13 protein-coding genes are annotated in these 20717 nt (G+C 52.9%); 2 read left to right on the top strand and 11 right to left on the bottom strand.

From position 1 onward, the window contains the following. Positions 1–109: 109 nt before the first annotated feature. The 5 genes from DXV75_RS07365 to DXV75_RS07345 all read right to left on the bottom strand — a co-directional run bounded on the left by DXV75_RS07365 (position 110) and on the right by DXV75_RS07345 (position 8047). Complete coding sequence (locus DXV75_RS07365; RefSeq protein ID WP_115592751.1) at positions 110–1585, bottom strand: tryptophan halogenase family protein; 1476 nt, start codon at positions 1583–1585, stop codon at positions 110–112. Positions 1586–1608: 23 nt separating this feature from the next. Further along, positions 1609–2610, bottom strand: coding sequence for a cupin-like domain-containing protein (locus DXV75_RS07360; RefSeq protein WP_115592750.1), 1002 nt, complete (start codon positions 2608–2610; stop codon positions 1609–1611). 13 nt (positions 2611–2623) lie between these two features. After that, positions 2624–3337, bottom strand: coding sequence for a SapC family protein (locus DXV75_RS07355; RefSeq protein WP_115592749.1), 714 nt, complete (start codon positions 3335–3337; stop codon positions 2624–2626). Between the two features lie 12 nt (positions 3338–3349). Beyond that, complete coding sequence (locus DXV75_RS07350; protein ID WP_115592748.1) at positions 3350–4924, bottom strand: tryptophan halogenase family protein; 1575 nt, start codon at positions 4922–4924, stop codon at positions 3350–3352. Between the two features lie 147 nt (positions 4925–5071). Continuing rightward, positions 5072–8047: a TonB-dependent receptor gene (locus DXV75_RS07345; protein ID WP_115592747.1), complete on the bottom strand. Its 2976-nt coding sequence runs from the start codon at positions 8045–8047 to the stop codon at positions 5072–5074. Between the two features lie 698 nt (positions 8048–8745). Here DXV75_RS07345 and DXV75_RS07340 point away from each other — a divergent pair. Further along, positions 8746–11277: a glycoside hydrolase family 3 protein gene (locus DXV75_RS07340; protein ID WP_115592746.1), complete on the top strand. Its 2532-nt coding sequence runs from the start codon at positions 8746–8748 to the stop codon at positions 11275–11277. A gap of 16 nt (positions 11278–11293) precedes the next feature. On the opposite strand, the gene DXV75_RS07335 is transcribed toward DXV75_RS07340, so the two are convergent. The 6 genes from DXV75_RS07335 to DXV75_RS07310 form a co-directional block, all read right to left on the bottom strand. After that, positions 11294–12253 carry a cation diffusion facilitator family transporter gene (locus DXV75_RS07335; protein WP_115592745.1) on the bottom strand — a complete coding sequence of 320 codons (960 nt, stop codon included), beginning with the start codon at positions 12251–12253 and terminating at the stop codon, positions 11294–11296. Positions 12254–12366: 113 nt separating this feature from the next. Continuing rightward, the gene (locus DXV75_RS07330; RefSeq protein WP_115592744.1) at positions 12367–13200 is read right to left on the bottom strand and encodes an MliC family protein; all 834 of its coding nucleotides are present in this window, start codon (positions 13198–13200) and stop codon (positions 12367–12369) included. A 295-nt stretch (positions 13201–13495) separates the two neighbouring features. Then, positions 13496–13711: a YgaP family membrane protein gene (locus DXV75_RS07325; protein ID WP_115592743.1), complete on the bottom strand. Its 216-nt coding sequence runs from the start codon at positions 13709–13711 to the stop codon at positions 13496–13498. Between the two features lie 10 nt (positions 13712–13721). Further along, positions 13722–15038, bottom strand: coding sequence for a hypothetical protein (locus DXV75_RS07320; protein ID WP_147291807.1), 1317 nt, complete (start codon positions 15036–15038; stop codon positions 13722–13724). After that, positions 15035–15850, bottom strand: coding sequence for an outer membrane lipoprotein-sorting protein (locus DXV75_RS07315; protein WP_115592741.1), 816 nt, complete (start codon positions 15848–15850; stop codon positions 15035–15037). The genes DXV75_RS07320 and DXV75_RS07315 overlap by 4 nt, the downstream gene beginning before the upstream one ends. A 12-nt stretch (positions 15851–15862) precedes the next feature. Continuing rightward, positions 15863–18406, bottom strand: coding sequence for an efflux RND transporter permease subunit (locus tag DXV75_RS07310; RefSeq protein WP_115592740.1), 2544 nt, complete (start codon positions 18404–18406; stop codon positions 15863–15865). Positions 18407–19279: 873 nt separating this feature from the next. Between DXV75_RS07310 and DXV75_RS07305 the strand changes: the two genes are divergently transcribed. Then, positions 19280–20491 carry an MFS transporter gene (locus tag DXV75_RS07305; protein ID WP_115592739.1) on the top strand — a complete coding sequence of 404 codons (1212 nt, stop codon included), beginning with the start codon at positions 19280–19282 and terminating at the stop codon, positions 20489–20491. Positions 20492–20717: the final 226 nt, after the last annotated feature.

Raw genomic sequence — 20717 nt, 5'->3', positions numbered from 1 at the left:
CACCATTGAGTTGATCGTCAAGCTAAAGAATCGCATACCTAATATTGTCGTTATTTTTTAGGGGTGAGAATAAACCTGATCTTAGTAAAATAACTCTCAAGTGTTTACGTCAACTGCAATATTGCCTCAGGTATTGCTCGTGGCTGGGGAGTCGCTCTACGGTACGCCGGATGTTGTTCAGGATCTGGCTGAGGAACTGTTGCAGTTCCTGGTCTGACATGGCATCCACGATCGGGTGGTAGGTTTTGGGCATCAACCCCTGGCCAATCATCACCTGCTGCCAGGAATCGTCGAACAGTTCGCTGCCTTCGCGGAATACCCGGCCGGTTTGGCGGAACAGTTCGATTCGGTGTGCCAGTGATTTCGGTACCTGCATCTGGCGGCAGTGGCGCCAGAAGGGGGAATCATCCCGTTGTGTCACGTGGTAATGCAAAATGATGAAGTCGCGAATGTGTTCAATGTCAAAATCACTCTGGCGATTGTACTCGTCGATATCGGTCTGCTGAATTTCACGGCCGGGGAACATTCTCAGCAGGCGCACAATTCCCTGCTGAATTAAATGTATGCTGGTGGATTCAAGAGGTTCGAGAAAGCCACTGGCGAGGCCGAGTGCCACACAGTTTTTGTTCCACTGTTTAAGCCGGCGCCCGGTTCTGAAGTGAATCACCTTGGGGTCATTGAGTGGTTGCCCATCAATTCTGTCGAGCAGGCGGGTGACAGCGTCTTCATCTTTGAGGTAGCGGCTGCAGTACACCAGGCCGTTTCCGACCCGGTGCTGCAATGGTATGCGCCATTGCCAGCCGGATTCGTGGGCTATGCTGCGGGTAAAAGGGGCCGGGCTGCCGGTGGCTTCGGTTTGTACCGCCACCGCACTGTCGCAGGGTAACCAGTGAGACCAGTCTTCATAGCCGGTGTGCAGGGCCTGCTCTATCAGCAGGCCGCGAAACCCGGTGCAATCGAGAAACATATCGCCGGCTATCTTTTCACCGTTGTCCAGCACCAGGTGGTCAATGAAGCCGTCTTTCGCACGGGTGTTTACGTGCTGGATTTTGGCGTCAATGCGCTTCACGCCTTCTTTTTCTGAAAGTTGCCTGAGAAATTGGGCGTATTTGCTGGCGTCAATGTGGTAGGCGTAGTTCAGGCCATTGTTGGGCAGGTGGGCGAATTTCCCGGCTTCGGCGGCCACCCGTTCCAGACAGTAATCGCCAAAACCCTGGCTAAAACCCTTTTCAAGCCCTTTGAGCCAAAAGTGCTGAAACCCTGCGGCCCAGCAGTCTTTGCCGGTAACTCCGAATGCATGCAGATAGTCCTCACCCACATCGCGCCAGTTTTCAAATTGAATACCGAGCTTGAAAGTGGCGTGGGTGGCGGCCATGAACTCCTGTTCACTGACCTTGAGCAGTTTGTGAAAAAACACCAGCGTGGGAATGGTTGCCTCGCCAACCCCAACGGTGCCAATATCACTGCTCTCAATTAACGTGATGTCCAGGGTTTTGCCGATGGTTCTGGCCAGTGCGGCGGCGGCCATCCAGCCAGCGGTACCACCTCCCGCAATCACCACTTTTTGTTTGTGCTGTTCTTGCATGTGTTGCTCCTGACCTGTTGCCATTACTGTCGCAGACTGTTGGCAAGCATGGCTTTAAATTGTCTTAACGTTGCTTCATCGGGGGCCTCCAACGGGCCGCGCTGCGATGGTGGTATGTGTGCAAAACGCTCCGGGTCCTGCCCGAAAACATAGTGATCAAAAAGGGCTTTCCAGGCCTGCCTTTGTTCATCCGGCAGCCCGCCCAAGGCCAGCAGGGTATGATAAAGGGCGTTTTCCGCTCTCCCTGTTACCGGGGTTTGAGACTGCCACCAGTAATTGACCAGCATGTTGATGCTCTCCTGCCCTTCAATGTGATGCCACCACATAGAGGGGATATACAAGGCGTCACCCGGCGTCAGCTCGAAAACCATGGCGGCTTCCAGAGCCAGTCTGAATCGGGGAAACTGCTCGAAGTCAGGGTTGGCCAAATCAACCAGGCTGATGGCCTGCCCGGCTGGGGTGAAATGCAACGGACCAACGTACAGGTTTTCGACCTGATCCGGTGGAAACAAGGTGACTTTACGTTTGCCTGCGGTCACGCAGATCAGGTTGTCGGGCATATCATAATGCGCCGCAATCCGGCTTTTATTGCCAATCCATAGAGTGGCAAGCGGATTCAGGGCATCCAGTGGCATGGGGTTTTGCTGAAGCATTCCCGGCAAACAGCGCTCTACGCTTGTGCTGCCTACATACAGGGATTCGGGTTCGGGTGTCTGCCTTAAGGTCAGCAATTGCTGCAAGGCCGTTTGAAACGGCAGCCTTTGGCGTTCAAAATTGAAGCCATCGAAGGTTGAATTGTAAAACACCCGGCCCTGTTCGGCATGCGGTAATCTCAGGCAGTCCACGCTGATGCCCTTATCAAACCCCAGCAAATAGTCAACCAACGCCTGATCGGACTGGCGAGCGGCTTTGACCAGCGGCCACTCACCCACAAGTTGCGGAAGGAAGGTGGGCGTTGTCCAGGATTCCAGAAGCTGGGTTAACCCAGCTGGTGTATCCGGTTTGATTTCAGGAAACTGAGGCATACTCTCGTTCAGCTCAAACCGCCATACGGGCCTTCTTGCGTTCAACCAGCGCCCGCAGTTGTGACATCGAAGCTACAATCATATACACCAGTTCCAGGTAGCCATCCTGATGCAGGCGCCCGAGCGTCTCGGCGTCCAGTGCCTTGATTTTGTCTTCGTTGAGGGTGAAAAATCCAGACAGGCGATGGGTACCCTGGCCGTCAAGCTCAATGTCCACCACGAAGGACTCAATCAGCTCCAGTCGCTCCAGCACGCTGATGAACTGGCGCAGTTCGCTTTGGCTCTGATGTATGGTACTGAGTACATTGGCAATGTTTTCAATGTAGTCACTGTTTCCACCATGGGGCAGGAAAAGGGCTTCTCCCTGTTCCGTATTCACCCGGGGATCATCCAAATCTATGTGGATGGACAGTGTAGCATTGCCTGCCTGAGGGTTGCGGCCAATCAAAAAGGGGCCTTTCTCAATTAGCAGGGGCTTATACGCAGCCTGCCATTGCTGGTCGCGCAAAAATAGATTTTCGTGCTGTTCAAAACCCAGCAGGGCTACCATCTGAAACTGACCTTCTCCGTCGCGCACAAACAGTATCGGGTAATGCGCCTGGGCATGACGTACTTCAACGGGAAACAGGGGCACACACATCATGTTGTCGCCAAACGATTCACTGTGGTGCGTGGCGATTTTCAGATCCTTGTGCTCGACATTATTGAGTAAAGCATGTTTGGCCATTCTGACTCCTGATTAACTGGCGTGATTGACAATGAGCCCGAAGGTCGACTGCAGCAACTCACGGTTGGCCGGCAGACCCTGCAGGTGCTGACGTGTCAGCTGCTGATTTTTTTCGATAATTTTGCTGACATCCGCCATTTTGTAAGGTGTATACCGCATGGGATCGATATCGGACGGAAACCCCATGCCGCACAATATGTACAGATAGCTGGCATGGGGGAAAATTTCTTCACTGAACATGAAATCGCTTAGCGACGGAGATCGGGTAGCCCACTGCTGCAGCCAGTCGGCAAGCTGCTCCGAACACGCTGCCTGGTCTGTCATGGCCCGCCAGTAAGGCGTATCGCGCCGCTGGCTGAGGACATAGTGCAGTTTTAAAAAGTCTACAATACGCTGCCAGCGCTGGGAAAATACCGTGTTGAAATGCCTCGCTGCACCGTGCATCGCAGGCTGGGTTAACGGAAGTTGTCTGGCTAGCATGGTGGCTGAAAGTTCGATCATGACCAGTGCAGAGGCCTCCAGCGGCTCTATGAATCCTGCGGAGGTACCAATTGCCACGCAGTTTTTAACCCAGAGATGCTTTCGATACCCGGGCGTGAACTGAATGGTACGGATTTGTTCTTCGCTTACACGCGAGGTGCTTGAATCGTTGGCAAGGTAATTAAGTAGCCGTTGTTTAGCCTCTTGCTCGCTACAGAATGCACTGCTGAAAACGTACCCTACCCCTTTTCGGTGCTGCAAACCAATGTCCCATATCCAGCCAGCTTCATCGGCGGTGGAATGGGTTGCCGAGGCAATGGGCGTGTGCTCATCCTTGTAGGGAGCCTGTACAGCAACGGCGGTGTCATTCATCAGAGTGTGGCCAACGGGTGTCAGTATTTCACCATAGTGCTGGCCGATAAGGCGGGCTGCAAAGCCGCTGCAGTCCACAAATAGATCCGCTGCAATTTGGCCCTGTTGTCTTCCTGATAAAGCAGTAATGTAGCCTTCGTTGTCCGTGAGCACCTCATCACAGTGGTCCAGAATGTGCCCGACACCCAGCTGGGTCAGGCAATGCTCGCGCAACATTTCGGCAAATTTATTTGCATCGAGGTGGTAGCCATAATTGGCCACGGCGGCAAAATCGGGTGTTTGGGGTTGTTTCGGCGCTTTGTGCTGTTCGCATAATTGGGTTTGGGTGCTGAATAGCGCCGCGAAAGGCTGCGCAGGCCGGTGTAATTGCCACCAGGCAAACAGGTCCGTATCGAAAAAACCGGCAGGCAAACTGAAGGGGTGATAGTACCGGTCACCGGGCTGACCATTTACCCAGCCGTTGAAGCAAGTGCCCTGCTTGAAGCTGGCATCACAACGCTTCAAAAAGGTTTTTTCATTCAGCCCGAGTTTTCTGAGCGTGTCGCGCATGGTAGGCCAGGTGCCCTCGCCTACTCCCAGTATGCTGATATCAGGAGACTCCACAACGGTAATCGTAAGGTTCGGGTTATCAGGCAGGTTGTGCTCTGCCGCCAGAATACCCGCAGTGAGCCACCCGGCGGCACCTCCGCCGAGGATGACGATAGAGCGAACCGATTGAGCGGCAGTTACAGACATTATGTTTTCTCCAGACTCAGGCGCGAGATTACGGTGTGGTTCGATTTTGTTAATTTAGTGTAAATGGCTTGCATTTCATAGTGTCAAAGGAAAAAGCGCCGCTGCCGGTCATGGCAGCGGCGAACACCACACAATGAGTGCTTGTTCCTAGAAGGTGTAACGAAGCCCTACCTGATAACGAGGCTCGGCGTCATACACGCCAATCAGCATGTTTGGATGACGACTGTGGGAGCGTTTGTATTCGTTGGTAACGTTAATGCCCTCGGCAAAGACCACCAGATGTTCGTTGATGTCGTAACTGATGTTTACATCGATCTGGCTGTAATCTTCTATGTAGGTGGGGTTACGTTCGCCGTTACCATCGATGGTGGCATCGAGGAATTTGTCCCGCCAGTTGTAGGCAATACGCACTTCCCAGTCGTCTTTATCGTAGAACAACACGGCGTTGGCAGTATCACTCAGGCCCAACAATACAAACTGGTTGGGGTTTTCACCTTTGTTGGTGTTGTAGTCATCGTATTTCACATCGCCGTCAACCGCCGTGTAATTAACGATAAAACCAAAACCGGAATCGCCGAACAGATGCTGCCAGGCCATTTCCAGACCATCCACCGCTCGGCTGTCAGAGTTCACCGGTTGGGTAATGGTGTACTCCAGGATAGGGTCTTCACCTGGTATACCCAGTATGTTGTTACCATCAACGCCAACGCCCTGGGCAATAATATACTCCCGAATAGCCGTGGTAGTGGCGCCTTCACCCAACGCGGCAACGGCAGCCTGATAACGTGGCCCTCCAAAGGGAGTCGCCAAATCAAACACCGTATCGGTGTAGGTATCGTTACCAATAAAGTTGTCCACGCTCTTATCGAAGTAACCTGCCGAAACGTAACTGCCATCACCGTAATAGTACTCGGCAGAGAAATCGATGTTGGTCGATTCGAACGGCAGCAGATTCGGATTACCGGCACTGCCTGATCCCCCATTGAAGCGGGCCAGTTGATTAATGGTTAAGCCCCCCTGAATGTCAGCGTAATTAGGGCGGGAAATGGTTTCACTGTAAGACGCGCGCAGAATCAGGTCTTCCATCACCTCAATATTGAAGTCTACCGAAGGCAGGAAATGATCGTAGCCCCCGGAAAGCGAGGTAAACTGGTCGTTTCCGGTGGGAACGGCGCTGAACTCATTGTCGCCGGTCCAGGCAATGGTTTCGTATTCAGGCACTTTGGCACTGGAATCAACTGTGGTGTCTTCATAACGCGCTCCGACTGCCAGGTTGGCCGGCATATCGCCAATATCAAATGACATATTCACCTGAACGTAAGCAGACCATTGTTCTTCTGTGGTACGACGGTCGGTGGTGAAGTTCGGGTCCATGCACAGTTCGGTGCCGCAAGGTCCCAAAGTATCACCGTTGGCGGTGGCAATTTGCGAAATCACGCTCAGGAAATCCTGCATACTGGTGGCGTAGTAAAACGGCTCCAGATTGGCAGAGCCAGCCCCCGGCATATCATCAAAACGGTCAGCAACGCTTTTCTGTATGAAAATATCATCCGGGTAATCATCAGGTGAGCCGTATCCGCCCCAAGTATCACGCTGGGCATTGGAGTATGCCGAGCGGTTTTTCACCTCGATGCTGGCAAGGCCAAAATCGATGCTGGTGATGATGCCATCGTCAAAAGTGTAATTGCCGCGAAACTGGAACTGGTCAATTTCAGAGCGCATAAAGCTGTTGCGGAATGCGGTACCGGAAGTCAGCATGCGGGCCGGATCCAGGCCCGTCACACCATCGGCGTACATAATGTCCATAACCGGGAAATCCCGACTGTAATCCACCTCTGTCACTACCCGGTCAAATTGCACGCCACTAATAACATTGTCGCTGCCCAGATTGTTACCCGGGCCCGCTTCTGCGGTGGAGTGATGATAATCCAGCTCTAACAACAGATTATCGTTAACCAGCCACTCCAGGTTCAGGCCAACGGAATTGTTTTCATTTACGCGGGTAAAATCACTGGTACCCAGGCCGATATCACAACAGGTTGAATCCGCATAAATAACCGGGCCAATCACTGAGCCTTGCGTATTGGTACCCTGAGTGTACTCACCGTAGGCCGGGTTTCCGTTAAACCAGGTTGAAATTTGCTGACGCAGAGTCTGATTTTCCAGCTCGGAATAAGTGTAATCCAGGGTGGCGGTAAATTCGTCAACCGGGCGGTACTGCAGGGTTAACTGGCCATTGGTGCGGGTACGGCGAAACTCGTTAAAGTTGTAAGCCAGGTTACGGGGTACGGAGTAAACGTCGTTTTCCTGCGGTGGATTCACAAAACTGCCGTCCTGCGGCAGGGACCCCCAATCGCCCTGGGTGCCTTGGATAGTGTACCAGCCATTGCCGGTTTCAGCGCTGGCAGAGCCACTGTCACGCTCCTGATAGGAACCAATTAGCTGAATGCCAAAGGTATCGTCGGCAAAGGTCTGGCTGTAGATGCCAGACAACTCCGGGGTGATCTTGTTGCCTTCTTCGGTGGATTGATCACTGACGGCCTTGGCGGCAAAAGAGGCCTTGATGCCGGGGTTGCTTAACGGTTTGGCAGTAACCAGGTTAACAGTAGAACCGATGCCGCCGGTAGGCTGGGAAGCCAGGCTGGTTTTGTACACTTCGACTGCTGCCACCCCTTCTGAGGCCAGGTTGCCAAAGTCAAAAGACCGTGAGCCAGAAGCTGTGGTGGCATCAATGGATGCGGTGGGCATCTGGCGGCCATTCAGGGTGACCAGGTTATAGTCAGGTCCAAAGCCCCGAACGGTAATCCGGCTGCCTTCACCATTCACCCGATCAATCGACACCCCGGTGATCCGTTGCAGGGATTCGGCCAGGTTGGTGTCTGGAAACTTGCCAATGTCTTCGGCTGAAATGGCGTCCACCACACCTGAAGCGGCACGTTTGGTGAGCATGGACTTGGTCAGACTCTCTCGAATGCCGCTGACTTCAATGACCTCGAAGTCGGTATTGGCGAGTTGTGCCTGGTCACTGGCTTCCTGTGCCAATCCTGGCATAGTCGCTACAGCACCCATTATCAGCGACACACTGGTCGCTATACGGGATTTGTTGAAAGATTTGGTTATCATGTATTTCCCCAGCAGTTCAGAGGGCGGTCCGTTGCTTCCGGTTAGTTGATGCGCGGGATAGCCTCATGTCGGTAATTGCTCTGCGTAACGTCCTTTTTCCATTGAAAAATACTTATTTTTCCAATGTTTGTATGAAAGCGCTTACAATAGCGGGCAAGCGAGTTGTAAGCGCTTTCAGTAAATCTAGTCGTAATCTAAGTGTGATGCAAGTGTTTTTATTTTGTTAATTTGTTTGGTGGGCTGCTGATTCGACCTTTAAAATCAATGTTAGGGCATAGTTCAGAGAGGCTGTAATTGTTAACTCTGCTGGAGAGTTAGCGTTTTTTTCTGGTAATTGGTTAATCCTGACAAGCAATACTCACAACCGGTGAGAATTATTATTTTTCAGGCTTTTAGTTAATAGTCATTCAGATTTATAGGGTTAGGTTATTTTGAATTAAAATGTAAGCGCTTGCATTTTTCGGCGGCACTCCTATACTGCCCTGTAATATGCGTATCAGCTAAGTGATGCGTTAGAACAATGAATACCAGTCGGGCCTTAGATGGCCTGTTTGCTGGTTGTTTGCCAGCTGTTTCCTTCGCAGTGAAAGTCGCGACGTGACGGGGAAAGGGGAAGTAGCTATTCAGTCTGAATCAACCTGTTATGCTGGCTCTGCGGTTATGGGTGAACTTCAGCATCATATTTTAAGGAGAATCACATGACCCTTCGTTCCTGGCGCGCACTCTCAGCGGGATTTCTTGCTCTCACTGCTCTGACGGCCTGTAATCAGACTTCCTCCACATCCACCGAAACTGTCCCTCTGAAAGAAGACGTTGCCGCCGATTATTGGCCAGCAGTCAGTTTCACCACGGCTAATCATGAGCGGGTGGAAGCCCGGGTAGAAGCTTTGTTGTCTGAAATGACACTGAAGCAGAAAGTGGCTCAGGTGATCCAGCCGGAAATACGTGATATTACCGTTGAAGATATGCGCGAATACGGCTTTGGCTCCTACCTGAATGGTGGCGGTGCTTTTCCGAATAACGACAAGCATGCCACCGTTCAGGACTGGGTTGACCTGGCCGAAGCGCTCTATCAGGCTTCCGTCGACGATTCTGTTGATGGCAGCCGTATCCCAACCATGTGGGGTACCGACGCAGTGCATGGCCACAATAATGTAATTGGTGCGACCCTGTTTCCGCACAATATTGGCCTTGGCGCAGCCCGTGACCCGGAGTTGATCAAACGCATTGCCGAAGCCACAGCAAAAGAAGTCAGAGCCACCGGCATCGACTGGATATTTGCCCCCACTGTCGCGGTTGCCAGGGATGACCGCTGGGGCCGAACCTACGAAAGCTATTCGGAAGATCCGGCTGTGGTTGGTCAGTACGCCAGAGCCATTGTGTCAGGCCTGCAGGGGGACATCCGATCAGGTGCCATTGATGACGGCCATGTTATCTCAACGGTAAAGCACTTCCTGGGCGATGGCGGAACGGAAGGCGGCGATGATCAGGGCAATAACATTGCTGAAGAGGAAACCCTGTTCCGTATTCATGCTCAAGGGTATGTGGAAGGGCTGAATGCCGGTGCTCAGTCAGTGATGGCATCGTTCAACAGTTGGCAAGGCAATAAAATTCATGGAAGTAAGTACCTGCTTACTTCCGTGCTGAAAGACAAAATGGGCTTTGACGGTTTCGTCGTCGGAGACTGGAACGGGCACGGGCAGATAGAGGGGTGCACCAATGACAACTGCCCCCAGGCTATTAACGCTGGTCTGGATGTGTACATGGTGCCCACTTCTGCCTGGAAACCCTTGTTTCACAATCTGGTTGCACAGGTTGAAGAGGGTGTGATCTCACTTGACCGTCTCGATGATGCCGTGCGCAGGGTATTGCGGGTCAAGGTTCGGGCAGGGTTGCTGGACGCGCCGTCACCTAAAGCTCGCAGGCTGTCGGGCAAAACCTACCTCATCGGGGCTCCCGAGCATCGTGAAATTGCCCGTGAAGCCGTGCGTAAATCACTGGTGATGCTGAAAAATAAACAAGGCTTACTGCCGCTTTCGCCCTCTGCAAAAGTACTGGTAGCGGGAGACGGTGCACACAATATTGGTAAACAATCCGGCGGATGGAGTGTGACCTGGCAGGGTACCGGCAACGAAAACAGCGATTTTCCCGGCGGCACTTCCATTTTCGATGGAATCAGCAAGGTTGTCGAGGCTGCAGGCGGGCAGGCCGTATTGTCCAAAGACGGTCAGTTCAGCGAAAAACCGGATGTAGCGATTGTGGTATACGGCGAAGACCCATACGCCGAGGGCAATGGTGACCTCGCGAATGTGGAATTCCAGCGCGGTCAGAAAACGGACCTGGCACTGCTGCAGCGCTTGCAGCAGGCGGGCATTCCCGTGGTGTCGGTGTTCTTGACCGGGCGCCCGTTGTGGGTCAATGCGGAACTTAACGCCAGTGATGCGTTTGTGGTTGCCTGGTTGCCTGGCTCAGAGGGCGAGGGCGTGGCCGATGTGCTGTTTACCGATGAAAGCGGCCAAATCAAACATCCGCTAACCGGCAAACTGTCTTTTTCCTGGCCCGCGGACCCCAACCAGAATCCAATAAACGCTGGGGATGGTAAAACGCCTTTGTTTCCTTTGGGTTATGGGCTGAGTTTCGGTGAGGCAGACCCATTAAGTTCAGCACTTCCCGAAACCTATGTGACAGACGCAAACACCGCACCTGACAGCCATCCAGTTTACGTGCTGACTACCCAGAAGCCCTGGAGTTTTGCCGTCATGGATGGTCAGTCGCCGTCGGTAATGAACAGCAACGTATTGCAGACAGAATCAGTACAGGTTCGCACTACCGACCGGGAAGTTCAGGAAGACAGCCTGGAAATACAGTGGCTAAGCGGCGGAACCCAGGTTGGCTTTATGGCCGCATTCCCTGAAGATTTGCTTAACTTCGCGGGCAGCCAGGGTGCACTGGTGTTTGATATCAAACTGGAAAACCCGGCTGGTGAGCTGTTCCTTTCGATGGCCTGCGGTGAAAACTGTGCAGCAACGCTGCCATTGGCTGACTATCTCAAACCTACGTCTGAGTGGCAGCAGGTAGTGGTTCCCAGCCAGTGCCTCATTAATGCAGGTGCCCGATTTGGTGAAATATTTGCGCCTTTCGTGCTTGAAAGTACTAAAGCGGGCAAGGCTACTATCTCTAATGTGCAGTTAGTGGCCGAACAACCGGGGCAGCATAGCTGCCCACGGTAACCTAGGGCACGGTAGCCTAGTGCGCGTGTTCGTGCAGATGATTCTGGGGGAGTTCGTCCCGACAGGGCTCCCCCGGCAATTCAAATTCAATGGTGGTATGCGCCAGCCCGAAAGGGGCAAGCCTGGCGAGGATTTCCTGCTTGAGGCCGATGGTGGTTTGGGCATCGGCACGGATATCCAGTACCAGGTGTGCGGTGAGTACGTGGTTTTCACCATCCAGTGACCAGAAGTGTACGTCGTGAATTTCAGTAACGTGTTCTACGCCTAGCAAAGCCTGCTGAATGGCATCCCGTTGTTGCTCATCGGGATTGGCCTGTAAAAACAGTTTTATGGTGTGGATCACGTAGCGCACCACATTGAACAGGATAAACAGCGTGAAGGCGATGGAGAGTATCGGGTCGAGTATCGGCCAGTGTACAAAGTGCAGCACAATCGCCACCAGTAAAACGGCCACCCAGCCTATGGTGTCTTCGATGAGATGCCAGTTGAGCACTTTCTCGTTCAGGGTGGTGCCGCCATGCAGTTTGAACGCGGCGTAACCGTTAACCAGGATCCCGAGTACGGCCAGTCCCATCATGCCTTCGGTAACCGGCATTTGTGGGTCAGCCAGGCGGGGGATGGCTTCAGACAGGATCCAGACCGAACCCGTCACCAGAATGATGCCGTTAATTAACGCACCAAGCAGGCTCAGGCGTTTGAAGCCATAAGTAAAAGTTGCTGTAGCCTCCTGTTTACCCAGTTTGCTCAGCACCCAGGCCAGGCCGATAGACAAAGAGTCACCGAGGTCGTGCACGGCATCGGCCATGATCGCAACACTGTTGGTCCACCAGCCTCCGACAAATTCGATGAGCGTGAACGTGAAGTTCAGCCAGAATGCCCAGCCTATCCGATCGCTGTCGGAAATGTGATGATGGTGGCCGTGTGAGTGGCCTTTATGGTGGCTGTGGTGATGTTCGTGGGAATGGTGAGCTGACACCGCGACTCCGTTACAGGGTGAGTTCAGATACACACAATTAACCGCAACTGGGCTGTGGCGTCAAGGTGTGCAGGTTGGTTTGCTCGCCCAGGCCAGCGGCTAATATCGTCATGTCATTGTGTCGTGGTGACCTTAGTGCACGTCATAACGGTGGAATTTGTGCCCCACACTACCCTGGCCTCGCCGGAATGTTCCCAGAACTCGTGGTTTCGCCCGGAATATTTAGTGCCGCTGGCACTGGCTTGCAGGTACATCAGTTCAGCCTGATCGCCACGCTCGGCAACCAGAGCTGGCATCAGTGACTGGAAAAAGCTGACTGTGATCACGTTAGCCGGGGATTCGCCACATTGATAGTCAACTGGGTCAGAGTGGTTCACCAGCCTATACCAGGCTTGCAGTTCGCTGATTCGCTGCTGATAACTGAGCGCAATGCAGTTGTCTGGTTCCGCGCTTTTCCAGCAGTCATCCCGGCCTTTTATCCAGCCCCGCTGCTGAGCTCTCAGGTTGGGGAGCATGTGTTCGTCGGACAGTTTCACGGCTTGTTGATAGACTGTATCCATCTTCAGATCGAGTTTGGCCAGCGAGGGTTGTTGGCAGACTCGTTCTTCCATACTGCCAGGGCGCACACTGGTGCAATCAAATGAGGGCCCGGCCGCACTGGGCGAAGATTCTGCCAGGTTGAGCATTTGCTCGCACCATTCATGGGTTCCGGCTTCTGGAAGCAAAGGCAGGCCACGCACACCCAACCGGAATTCAATCACCGAATACCACTCAGCGCTGGCGATATCCGGCCCATGGCCTGCACCGTCACCACTGCCTACCCGCTCCTCAATAGTTTGCAGGGCCGCAGTGGTGCAGCCTGTATCTGCTTCCAGCTCTTTTGTATGGTCGCTGGCGCAGGCATTCATCAGCCAGCAGGCGGCCAGAACAAGCACGGAATTTTTCATCGGTCCTCCCCCGGCACTAGGGTGTGTTTATCTTTGTTCATTATTTATGTTGGACACTAAAATGGCTGAGAACAAGGCGTCGGTGACGCAGTTTGGCAATCCAAATAAGTCAGCGACAACGCCGTTATCGGCCATTTTAGGTCCAACCCGTTGGGCAGTGGCCATTATTGCGCCATACTGCCCACAAATTCGCTCATTTAGGCCCACTAAACTTCACTCATTTGTGATTGTCTGGCGCAATAATGACCGACTGCATAAACAATGAACAAAGATAAACACACCCTAGGCCGGGCCATTATTTGTTCAGTGCCAGCTCTTTTTCGGTTTTCAGGCCCAGCACTTTGCGCATAAAAATGGTGGCAGGGCAAAACCCGGTGAAACTTTGTTGAAACAGGTTGGCACCAATGAACACGGTAAACCACACAAAATAGGGGTGCACGAGCCAGGTCAGTGCAACTGACAACAGCACCATGAATCCGGCAAAGGCGGTAAGGGCACGTTCTGCAGACATAATTATACTCCTAATAATAATAACGAAATGACGCGTACAGGTTGCTGGCGTCTTCAAACTGGGCATAAAACGTGTGAGCTTGCTGCCCGTAAAACAGATTGAACCCGGCATTTAACTGCCAGTCGTCTCCCGGCGAATAACTGACCCTGAATTTCAGATAGCCGTCTTCATCGCCCGGAGAGTAGAAATTAAACCCACTGAGTGTCAGGGTCTGGCGCAACATCAGGTAGGTAAGACGAACCGTGACTACCTGACGCCGCTGGCTTTGCTCGTATTCGGGCCAGGGCGAATGGGCCAGTAAGGCACTGTGGTGCCGAATTTGTTCCAGATACCATTGGGCCGAACCAGTGAGGTTGGCTACGATTTCCTGCTCATAACCCAGTAACCAGCGGTGCTGGCTGTTGGGGACCATAGGGTTATTGCCGTTGCTGTCTTCGCTACTGTCGTAGTAGGCGTATTCGGCATTGGCCAGGCCTTTGCCCAGAGGGCGTACTGCACTCACGCCGTATACGTTCAGCCGGCTATAGCGGGGGCGACCCTGCTCGTCTGCGGCTACAGGCGTTTTCTGATAGCCCCGGTAACCGTAGGCAGCCAATTCAGTGCTACCTGCTGTTTTGTACCACCTTAGGGCCCATTCCGGTGAGGTGGGGCGGTTTTCATCAGCAACCACGAAACCAGGGGCGATGTTCTGACCTGCCTGTGGGCTGAAAAAGGAAAAGTACTCACCGGTAATGGCGTTATCCGGCGTGAATCTGGGCGTCAGTACCAGGTCGAGGTTACCCCATTGAGTGAAGGCAGACAGTTTGGCTGACAGGCTGGGGGCTTTCAGGTACTCGTCGTCTCTTCCGGCAAAAAATGACTGGTAGTCTTTGGCGAACAAATCATTCAAAAACAGGTAATCGCCGGTCCCCCAGGTCAGCACCTGTTGGCCAATTTTAAGGTCGAGGTGATTCCCCCAGTCGCCCATAAACCCGAGGTTGGATTGCCAGTGTAATTCGCGTAAATCTGCTTCGACGTTATCCACTACGCCGTCGTAGTAGAGGTCGCCACGAAACGTGACCACAGAAGAGGACAGCTTGTAGTCACCACGCAACTGAACCCGGGCATCCGCCAGTGTGGTGTTGTCATCCAGGGCCGGGTCGGTAGCCAGGCGCAGCCCTCCAGCCAGCTCAACAAAGCCGTTAAGGCTGAAGTTGGATGCCGCCGCAGGTTCCTCCCATTCCTCCCATTCTGACCATTCGTCAGACTGGCCGCTTTGCTGGGCCAGCAAGGGCAGTGGCGCAACCAATGCGCCAATTACCAGTGCGTTGAGGAAACTTCGCGTCATGGCTTCAACCATTGTACAGGCGGAGTGCGAAGACTGCGTTCGGTGAACAGGTCTTCCGGCAACCCCAAATCGTACTGAACATTGCGGAACTCCATCAGTGTGTAACCGCCGCTGTCGAGGTCAGAGACTTTTGAGCGCAGGACGGTAGGGATACCCTGAACGTCCTCAATCTGAACCGCTTCTACCTGGCGGTACTGGTTGCCGTTATCGCGGTAAAATTCGATTTTGACTGGCAGATAATTTGTTCGATCAATGGTGACCAGGTAGTAGGCGAATTCCACGCTGGAGGTGACTTTGGGCACCGCTCTTAGAATCCAGCTGTCATCGTTCTCCTGCTCCAGAGTGAAGGAATCTTCGCTTACCGCACGCCCGGATACGTCTTCGTAAAAGAAGTGCGAACCAACAAAGGAGGTGCGTTTATCGCCGGCAGAAATGCGTTTGACCAAATCCAGCGCCGGCAGGTACAGCCAGCGGTCGTCATCCTGATCCAGTGCGGCATGTTTTTCGACCCGGAATACGGTGTCTTTTACATCCGTGGGGCGGGTAAAAAACACCAGCATTTTTTGATCGCCGTTGTCCGCCACGTCTTTTCTCAGCAGAGTGAACTGGCGCAGCTGCTTGCGCCCCTGGCTGTCAACTATCATCATACGGGCATCGGCACGGCCATCCTGCCCTGCGTAATAGGCCGCCAGTTCGGATTTTTGCACTATTTCGGCAACATCCGGCTGGGCAACGGCGAGCGTGCTGAAGGCAGTTATCACCGCAACAAGTAACCATTTGAGTGAAGAGGGTGAAGCGCTCGAATTGTTCATGACAAAAGCTCCTTAAGATGTAAACGCCCAGCGTCGGGTCAGCCACATTACAGCGGGCAAAACCACTAACGTAACCAGTGCGGATATGATCATGATGCTGGCCAGAAACACGCCAACGGTAATGTAGGGCACCAGCGGTGCAAACAGCAGCGGTGTGAAGCCCAGCGCTATCACCAATGCATTGCGGGAAATGGCAGTGGCAGGCTCGGCGAACAGTTCCCGGAAGGTTTGTTCAATGCTGCCGGATTCACGCCAGCTGGCCCTGGCCCGCTCAAGAAAGTGGATGGCGAAATCCACCGATAAACCCAGCGTCAGCGATGACAACACGGCAATCGGCATGTCATAGTCTTTGCCAATCAGACCGATAAGCCCGTAGATAGCGCTGATGGTGAGGGTCAGTGGCAGCATGGCCAGCAGCCCGAACACCAGTGAACGGAACAGCAGCATCATCATAATGAACACAATCACGAAGGCGCTGACCAGACTGTTGAGCATGCCGGCGACCATGTTGTCCTGCCAAACCAGATTCAAATAGGCCTTACCGGCCCAGTTGAGCTCCATGCCACCGGGTAACGGATGACTGCTCACGTAGTTTTGCACCCTGTCCACTACCGCAGTCATGTCCTGGTTGTCACCTTCCTTCAGCTGCAGCCAAATCAGCGACTGGCGATAATCCGGAGTCACCATATGCCACAGATCACCGGGGCGATGTGAGGACTGATACTGAAGCAACGCCTGCGCCACGCCCTGGGCACTGGCGGGTAACTGGTAGTCTTCGTGCTGGCCGGATTTCAGTTCACGGTTAACCAGCTTGACTACGTCCGCCAGTGAGTTGGATTTACCCACCAGACCGGATTGTTGCAAGTCAATCTGCAAGGCTTCTATGTAGGCAAGATTGCCGGGCGACAAAAACGCTTTGCTGGTACTCAGGGCATCTTCGGTATTACGGAGTGCGGTTTCAAGGTAAGAAGATTCTGCTTGGTTCAGGTCATCAAACAGTTTGTCTTCCAGTGCCACGGCGAGCGCCTGCAGGCGTTCTTCTGCAGGTTGCTCAAGCACGTAATCGCTGGAGGCAGAGCGCCATTCAACCAAGCTTTCCGGCAGCGACTGTGAAGGCAGAAGTTGCCCGACCGACAATAATTCGCGGGTATCACTGAGTACCAGATAGGCATCGTACGTGCCGGCAAAGTGCTCGTTCAGAACCTTGTCGGCCACGCGGATTTCGTGGGAGGGCTTGAACCATCGCACGGGGTTGTCGTTGATTTGGATCTGCATGATCCCCCAAACAGAAACTGCCATCACCACAGCGCTGGTGATCACAATGCTGCCTCGATAGTGGGTGGCCAGGTGCCCAATGGCACGCACACCGCGGGCGAGCAGCCCGTTGTGGCTGTCGTGGTGGTGCAGGCTGGCTTGTAGCTTGTCTAAAGATGAATCGCTCAACCGGGACAAATAGGCTGGGATAAGGACAATGGTCACCACAAACGCGAACAGGATCCCAAAGCCGACAAAGCCCCCGAATACCTGAACCGGCGGAATCGGCGTCAGCATCAGCGAGAAGAAACCCACGGATGATGTGATTGACGTGAACAGCATGGGGGTAAACAGATGCCCAACCACTTCCTTGATGACCTCTTTGGCATTTTCGCCAGGTTTGTAGCGATCGGAAAACTCCGACAGGATGTGAACCGAGTCCACCACCGCAATGGGCATCAGGAAAATGGCAATCATGGAAGACATGATGTGCACGGTAAACCCGCTGCCAATCAACAACCCCATGGTCACTATGACGGTACTCATGGCGACCATCATTGGTGCCATGATCAGCGCAAAAGAGCGGAAGAATACCCACAACAGAACAAAAATCGCCAGCCCTGCCAGTGGAGCGGAAATGCCCATTTGTACAAACATCTCATAACCGAATTGATCTTCCGCTACAGGCAAACCCGTGATGTACCAGTGTTCCTCACCGCTAAACAGGGAAATTTGTGCACGGATTTCTTCAGCGATGCGATAGCTTTCATTTTTATCCAAAATGGGAACATAGATGGCCGCAGCCTGGCTGTCCTGGGATACCAGAGTGTCGAACAGCAGCGGCAGACGCTCAACGTGCTGGCGTACCTCCCGGGCTTGCTCCGGGCTTTCAGGCGGAGTTGCCATCATCCACTCAAAGCGCAGTGTGCCGGGGCCTGCCTGGGTCAGGTTGTCCACGGTGGACAACGACATCACATCCGCATCAACAACTCCGTCAATATTGAGAATTGCATCAGTGAGCTGGTGCAGTTTGGCCAGCGATGCGGGGGTATAAATACCGTCTGGGGTCTGCTCATTCACCGCGCCAACCACGATGGCGTCGTACATTGAGAAGGCGTTTTTGGTCTGGTTGTGGAAGACGCGGGCGGGATGGCCGCTGTCCAGCATATTTTCCGGGTCGGTATCAATTTGAATTTTGGGTATCTGAATACCTGCCAGCAGGGTCAGGGTCAGTATCAGTGCATAAACCACCAAAGGGTGGCGGGTACACAGTGTCACGATGCGATTGGTAATGTTGTGCATGATCAATCTCGGTCCTTAATATAAGATTTATTATATATATAAATTTTCTTATATACAACCCGGTTCATTTTACTCTTCAGAAATTCTAGTCGATCTGTTTTAAATGGTTACTATTGACCGAGGTTTCGAACCATGAGTAAAAATGCGTCGTTATTTGAAGACATCGGGCAGAAAACCGCCCGGGAGGGCATGGTTTTTCGATGAAAATCGAGGAAGATTTGACCAAAACTGCGTGACTACACGATTTTTTGTGTTATTCCAGCGAAAGACAGGGTTCAGTTGACTGTCTGTAAGCAACGACACATGTCGTCACAGTAACATGCCGTTTTCCGGGTTATAAATTGTAATCAGCTAACGCTATTTTATTAAATATATAATAATCAGAGGGTTAGTTTTTTTGTTGCTCGCTATTCAGTGTGGCACGATACTCGCTAAATATAGGTTAGAGGATACATACCATGTTGAAACCTATGTGCGTTGTTTTGCTTTCGGCAAACACCGCAAACAGGAGGGCGTATCCACGAAGCATTTTTGTCTGGTGAGTCACTCCCGGACAGGCATGCAGTAGGGCAGCATTGAAAGTAATGCTGCTTTTAAAATGACACCTGCGACGCAGAGGACGTTGCAAGTGGACTGTCGACTTGGCAGTTAACCTCCCCTCTAGGCCTGTCATGGCCTATCCATACCTCTGACTTTCACCCGCCGGTTTGGCGGGTGTTTTTTTATGTGGATTCACATAGTCATTGGCAAAGAAACGGGCCTCGCATGAACCTGAATTTCGCTGCGGACCGGAATAAAGTTTGTTAGAGTGCAGGACTTCTTCAACCGCTTGGGTATCGGGATAGCCGTTTCAGGCAGCGTTCCCGTAAGCACATGATTTTCAGAATTCTGTTTTGCGCTTTGCTTGCGACGGCCATCGGCCAGAGTGTCATGTTGGCCACTCTGCCTTCACTTGGGCGAGAGGCTGGTATTTCTGAGTTGCAGGTTGCCATCATCATGTCCAGTTCCGCGTGTGTTTTCGCTTTGGGAACAACGGTTTGGAGCCGTTTTGTGCGTCGTCTCGGGCACCGAAGGATCCTGATGATCGGCTTGACGGGGTATACCATCGGCACCCTGGTGTTTGCCAGTGTCTGGCTCGCAGGCTTGAACCTATGGCTGGGTGGTGCAGGGTTGTTCGTTGCCTTACTGGTTTCCCGGTCGCTGCAATCGTCTGTAATGTCAGCCACGCCGCCATCTGCAATTGGCTATGCGGTTATTGTCAGCGGTAATAACAGTCGGGTAGGCGCCATCAGTCGGGTTACATCGGCCAATAATCTGGGCCAGATTGTTGGGCCCAGCTTCGCCGGCGCTCTGGTCGGGTTGGGTTTGCTGGTTCCTCTGTACAGTGTAGCTGCGCTGACCATTCTGGCGCTGCTGCTGGTGTGGCGAAAGTTGCCCGATTTGCCAGCCGGCACTTCGCAGGGCGGCCCCCAGGCTTCATTGTCCCCGATTGGACATGGCAAAATTGCAGCGGAGGTGTGGGCGCTGGTTGTCGTAAGTGCCAGCATGTTTTGTGCAATGGCCATGATGCAGCAAAGCCTGGGATTTTTTATGATGGACACTTTGTCCCTTACCCCGGTAGATGCAGCACGTCAGGTGGGTTGGGCCATGATGGTCAGTGCTTTTAGTTCGCTGGCGGTACAGATGACCGTTGTACAACGAACATCATTTGGGGCTAGGCGATTACTGCTATTAGCTCTGCCCCTGTTAGCCCTGGCCTATCTGTTGTTGTTTCTGCATCAGGGGTACCTGGGGTTGTATGTTGCCATGGCGTTGCTTGGGATGGGAATGGGAATGGGGTATCCCTCAGTGGCTGCGATGGCAACCGCCCAAAGCGATGCACATTTGCAGGCCAGAATTACTGGCCTGATTACTGCGACACCCGCCATGGGATACATCATAGGGCCTCCTTTGGCAGCGTTTGTTTACGCTTTTAGCCCTCGCTTTCCGTTTATCATGGCGATGGTTCTTATGTCGATAAGTTGCATGGGAATACTAAAACGCGCGCTATCCGAAAAATTCTCAAAAAATTCTCTCTCAAAGTAAACTTTTCAGCGCCTTTGTGCGACTTAAAGACATAGGTTTCCGGCTGCTTTCCATTTCTACTTAATCAAGGGGCTGCCCAATGAATGTTTCATTTTATCCAAAGTTGCCCCGGCAGCGTGAATACGGCCAGCATCTTCTTTTGTTGCTGGCCTGTCTTGTGACTTTTGCCCTTGCATTTGTGTCTGAAGTAGCCTGTGTGTCCTGGAAGCCATGTGTCGCTTCTGTC

The organism is Alteromonas aestuariivivens, assembly GCF_003367475.1.
Taxonomy (GTDB): Bacteria; Pseudomonadota; Gammaproteobacteria; order Enterobacterales; family Alteromonadaceae; genus Alteromonas; species Alteromonas aestuariivivens.
Note: the sequence above shows the minus strand (reverse complement) of the source record. Positions and strands in the feature narration are given on the sequence as shown.

Coding starts and splice junctions, on each gene's coding strand:
- DXV75_RS07365 (WP_115592751.1), bottom strand. CDS start 1,585: ATGCAAGAACAGCACAAACAAAAAGTGGTGATTGCGGGAGGTGGTACC.
- DXV75_RS07360 (WP_115592750.1), bottom strand. CDS start 2,610: ATGCCTCAGTTTCCTGAAATCAAACCGGATACACCAGCTGGGTTAACC.
- DXV75_RS07355 (WP_115592749.1), bottom strand. CDS start 3,337: ATGGCCAAACATGCTTTACTCAATAATGTCGAGCACAAGGATCTGAAA.
- DXV75_RS07350 (WP_115592748.1), bottom strand. CDS start 4,924: ATGTCTGTAACTGCCGCTCAATCGGTTCGCTCTATCGTCATCCTCGGC.
- DXV75_RS07345 (WP_115592747.1), bottom strand. CDS start 8,047: ATGATAACCAAATCTTTCAACAAATCCCGTATAGCGACCAGTGTGTCG.
- DXV75_RS07340 (WP_115592746.1), top strand. CDS start 8,746: ATGACCCTTCGTTCCTGGCGCGCACTCTCAGCGGGATTTCTTGCTCTC.
- DXV75_RS07330 (WP_115592744.1), bottom strand. CDS start 13,200: ATGAAAAATTCCGTGCTTGTTCTGGCCGCCTGCTGGCTGATGAATGCC.
- DXV75_RS07325 (WP_115592743.1), bottom strand. CDS start 13,711: ATGTCTGCAGAACGTGCCCTTACCGCCTTTGCCGGATTCATGGTGCTG.
- DXV75_RS07320 (WP_147291807.1), bottom strand. CDS start 15,038: ATGACGCGAAGTTTCCTCAACGCACTGGTAATTGGCGCATTGGTTGCG.
- DXV75_RS07315 (WP_115592741.1), bottom strand. CDS start 15,850: ATGAACAATTCGAGCGCTTCACCCTCTTCACTCAAATGGTTACTTGTT.
- DXV75_RS07310 (WP_115592740.1), bottom strand. CDS start 18,406: ATGCACAACATTACCAATCGCATCGTGACACTGTGTACCCGCCACCCT.
- DXV75_RS07305 (WP_115592739.1), top strand. CDS start 19,280: ATGATTTTCAGAATTCTGTTTTGCGCTTTGCTTGCGACGGCCATCGGC.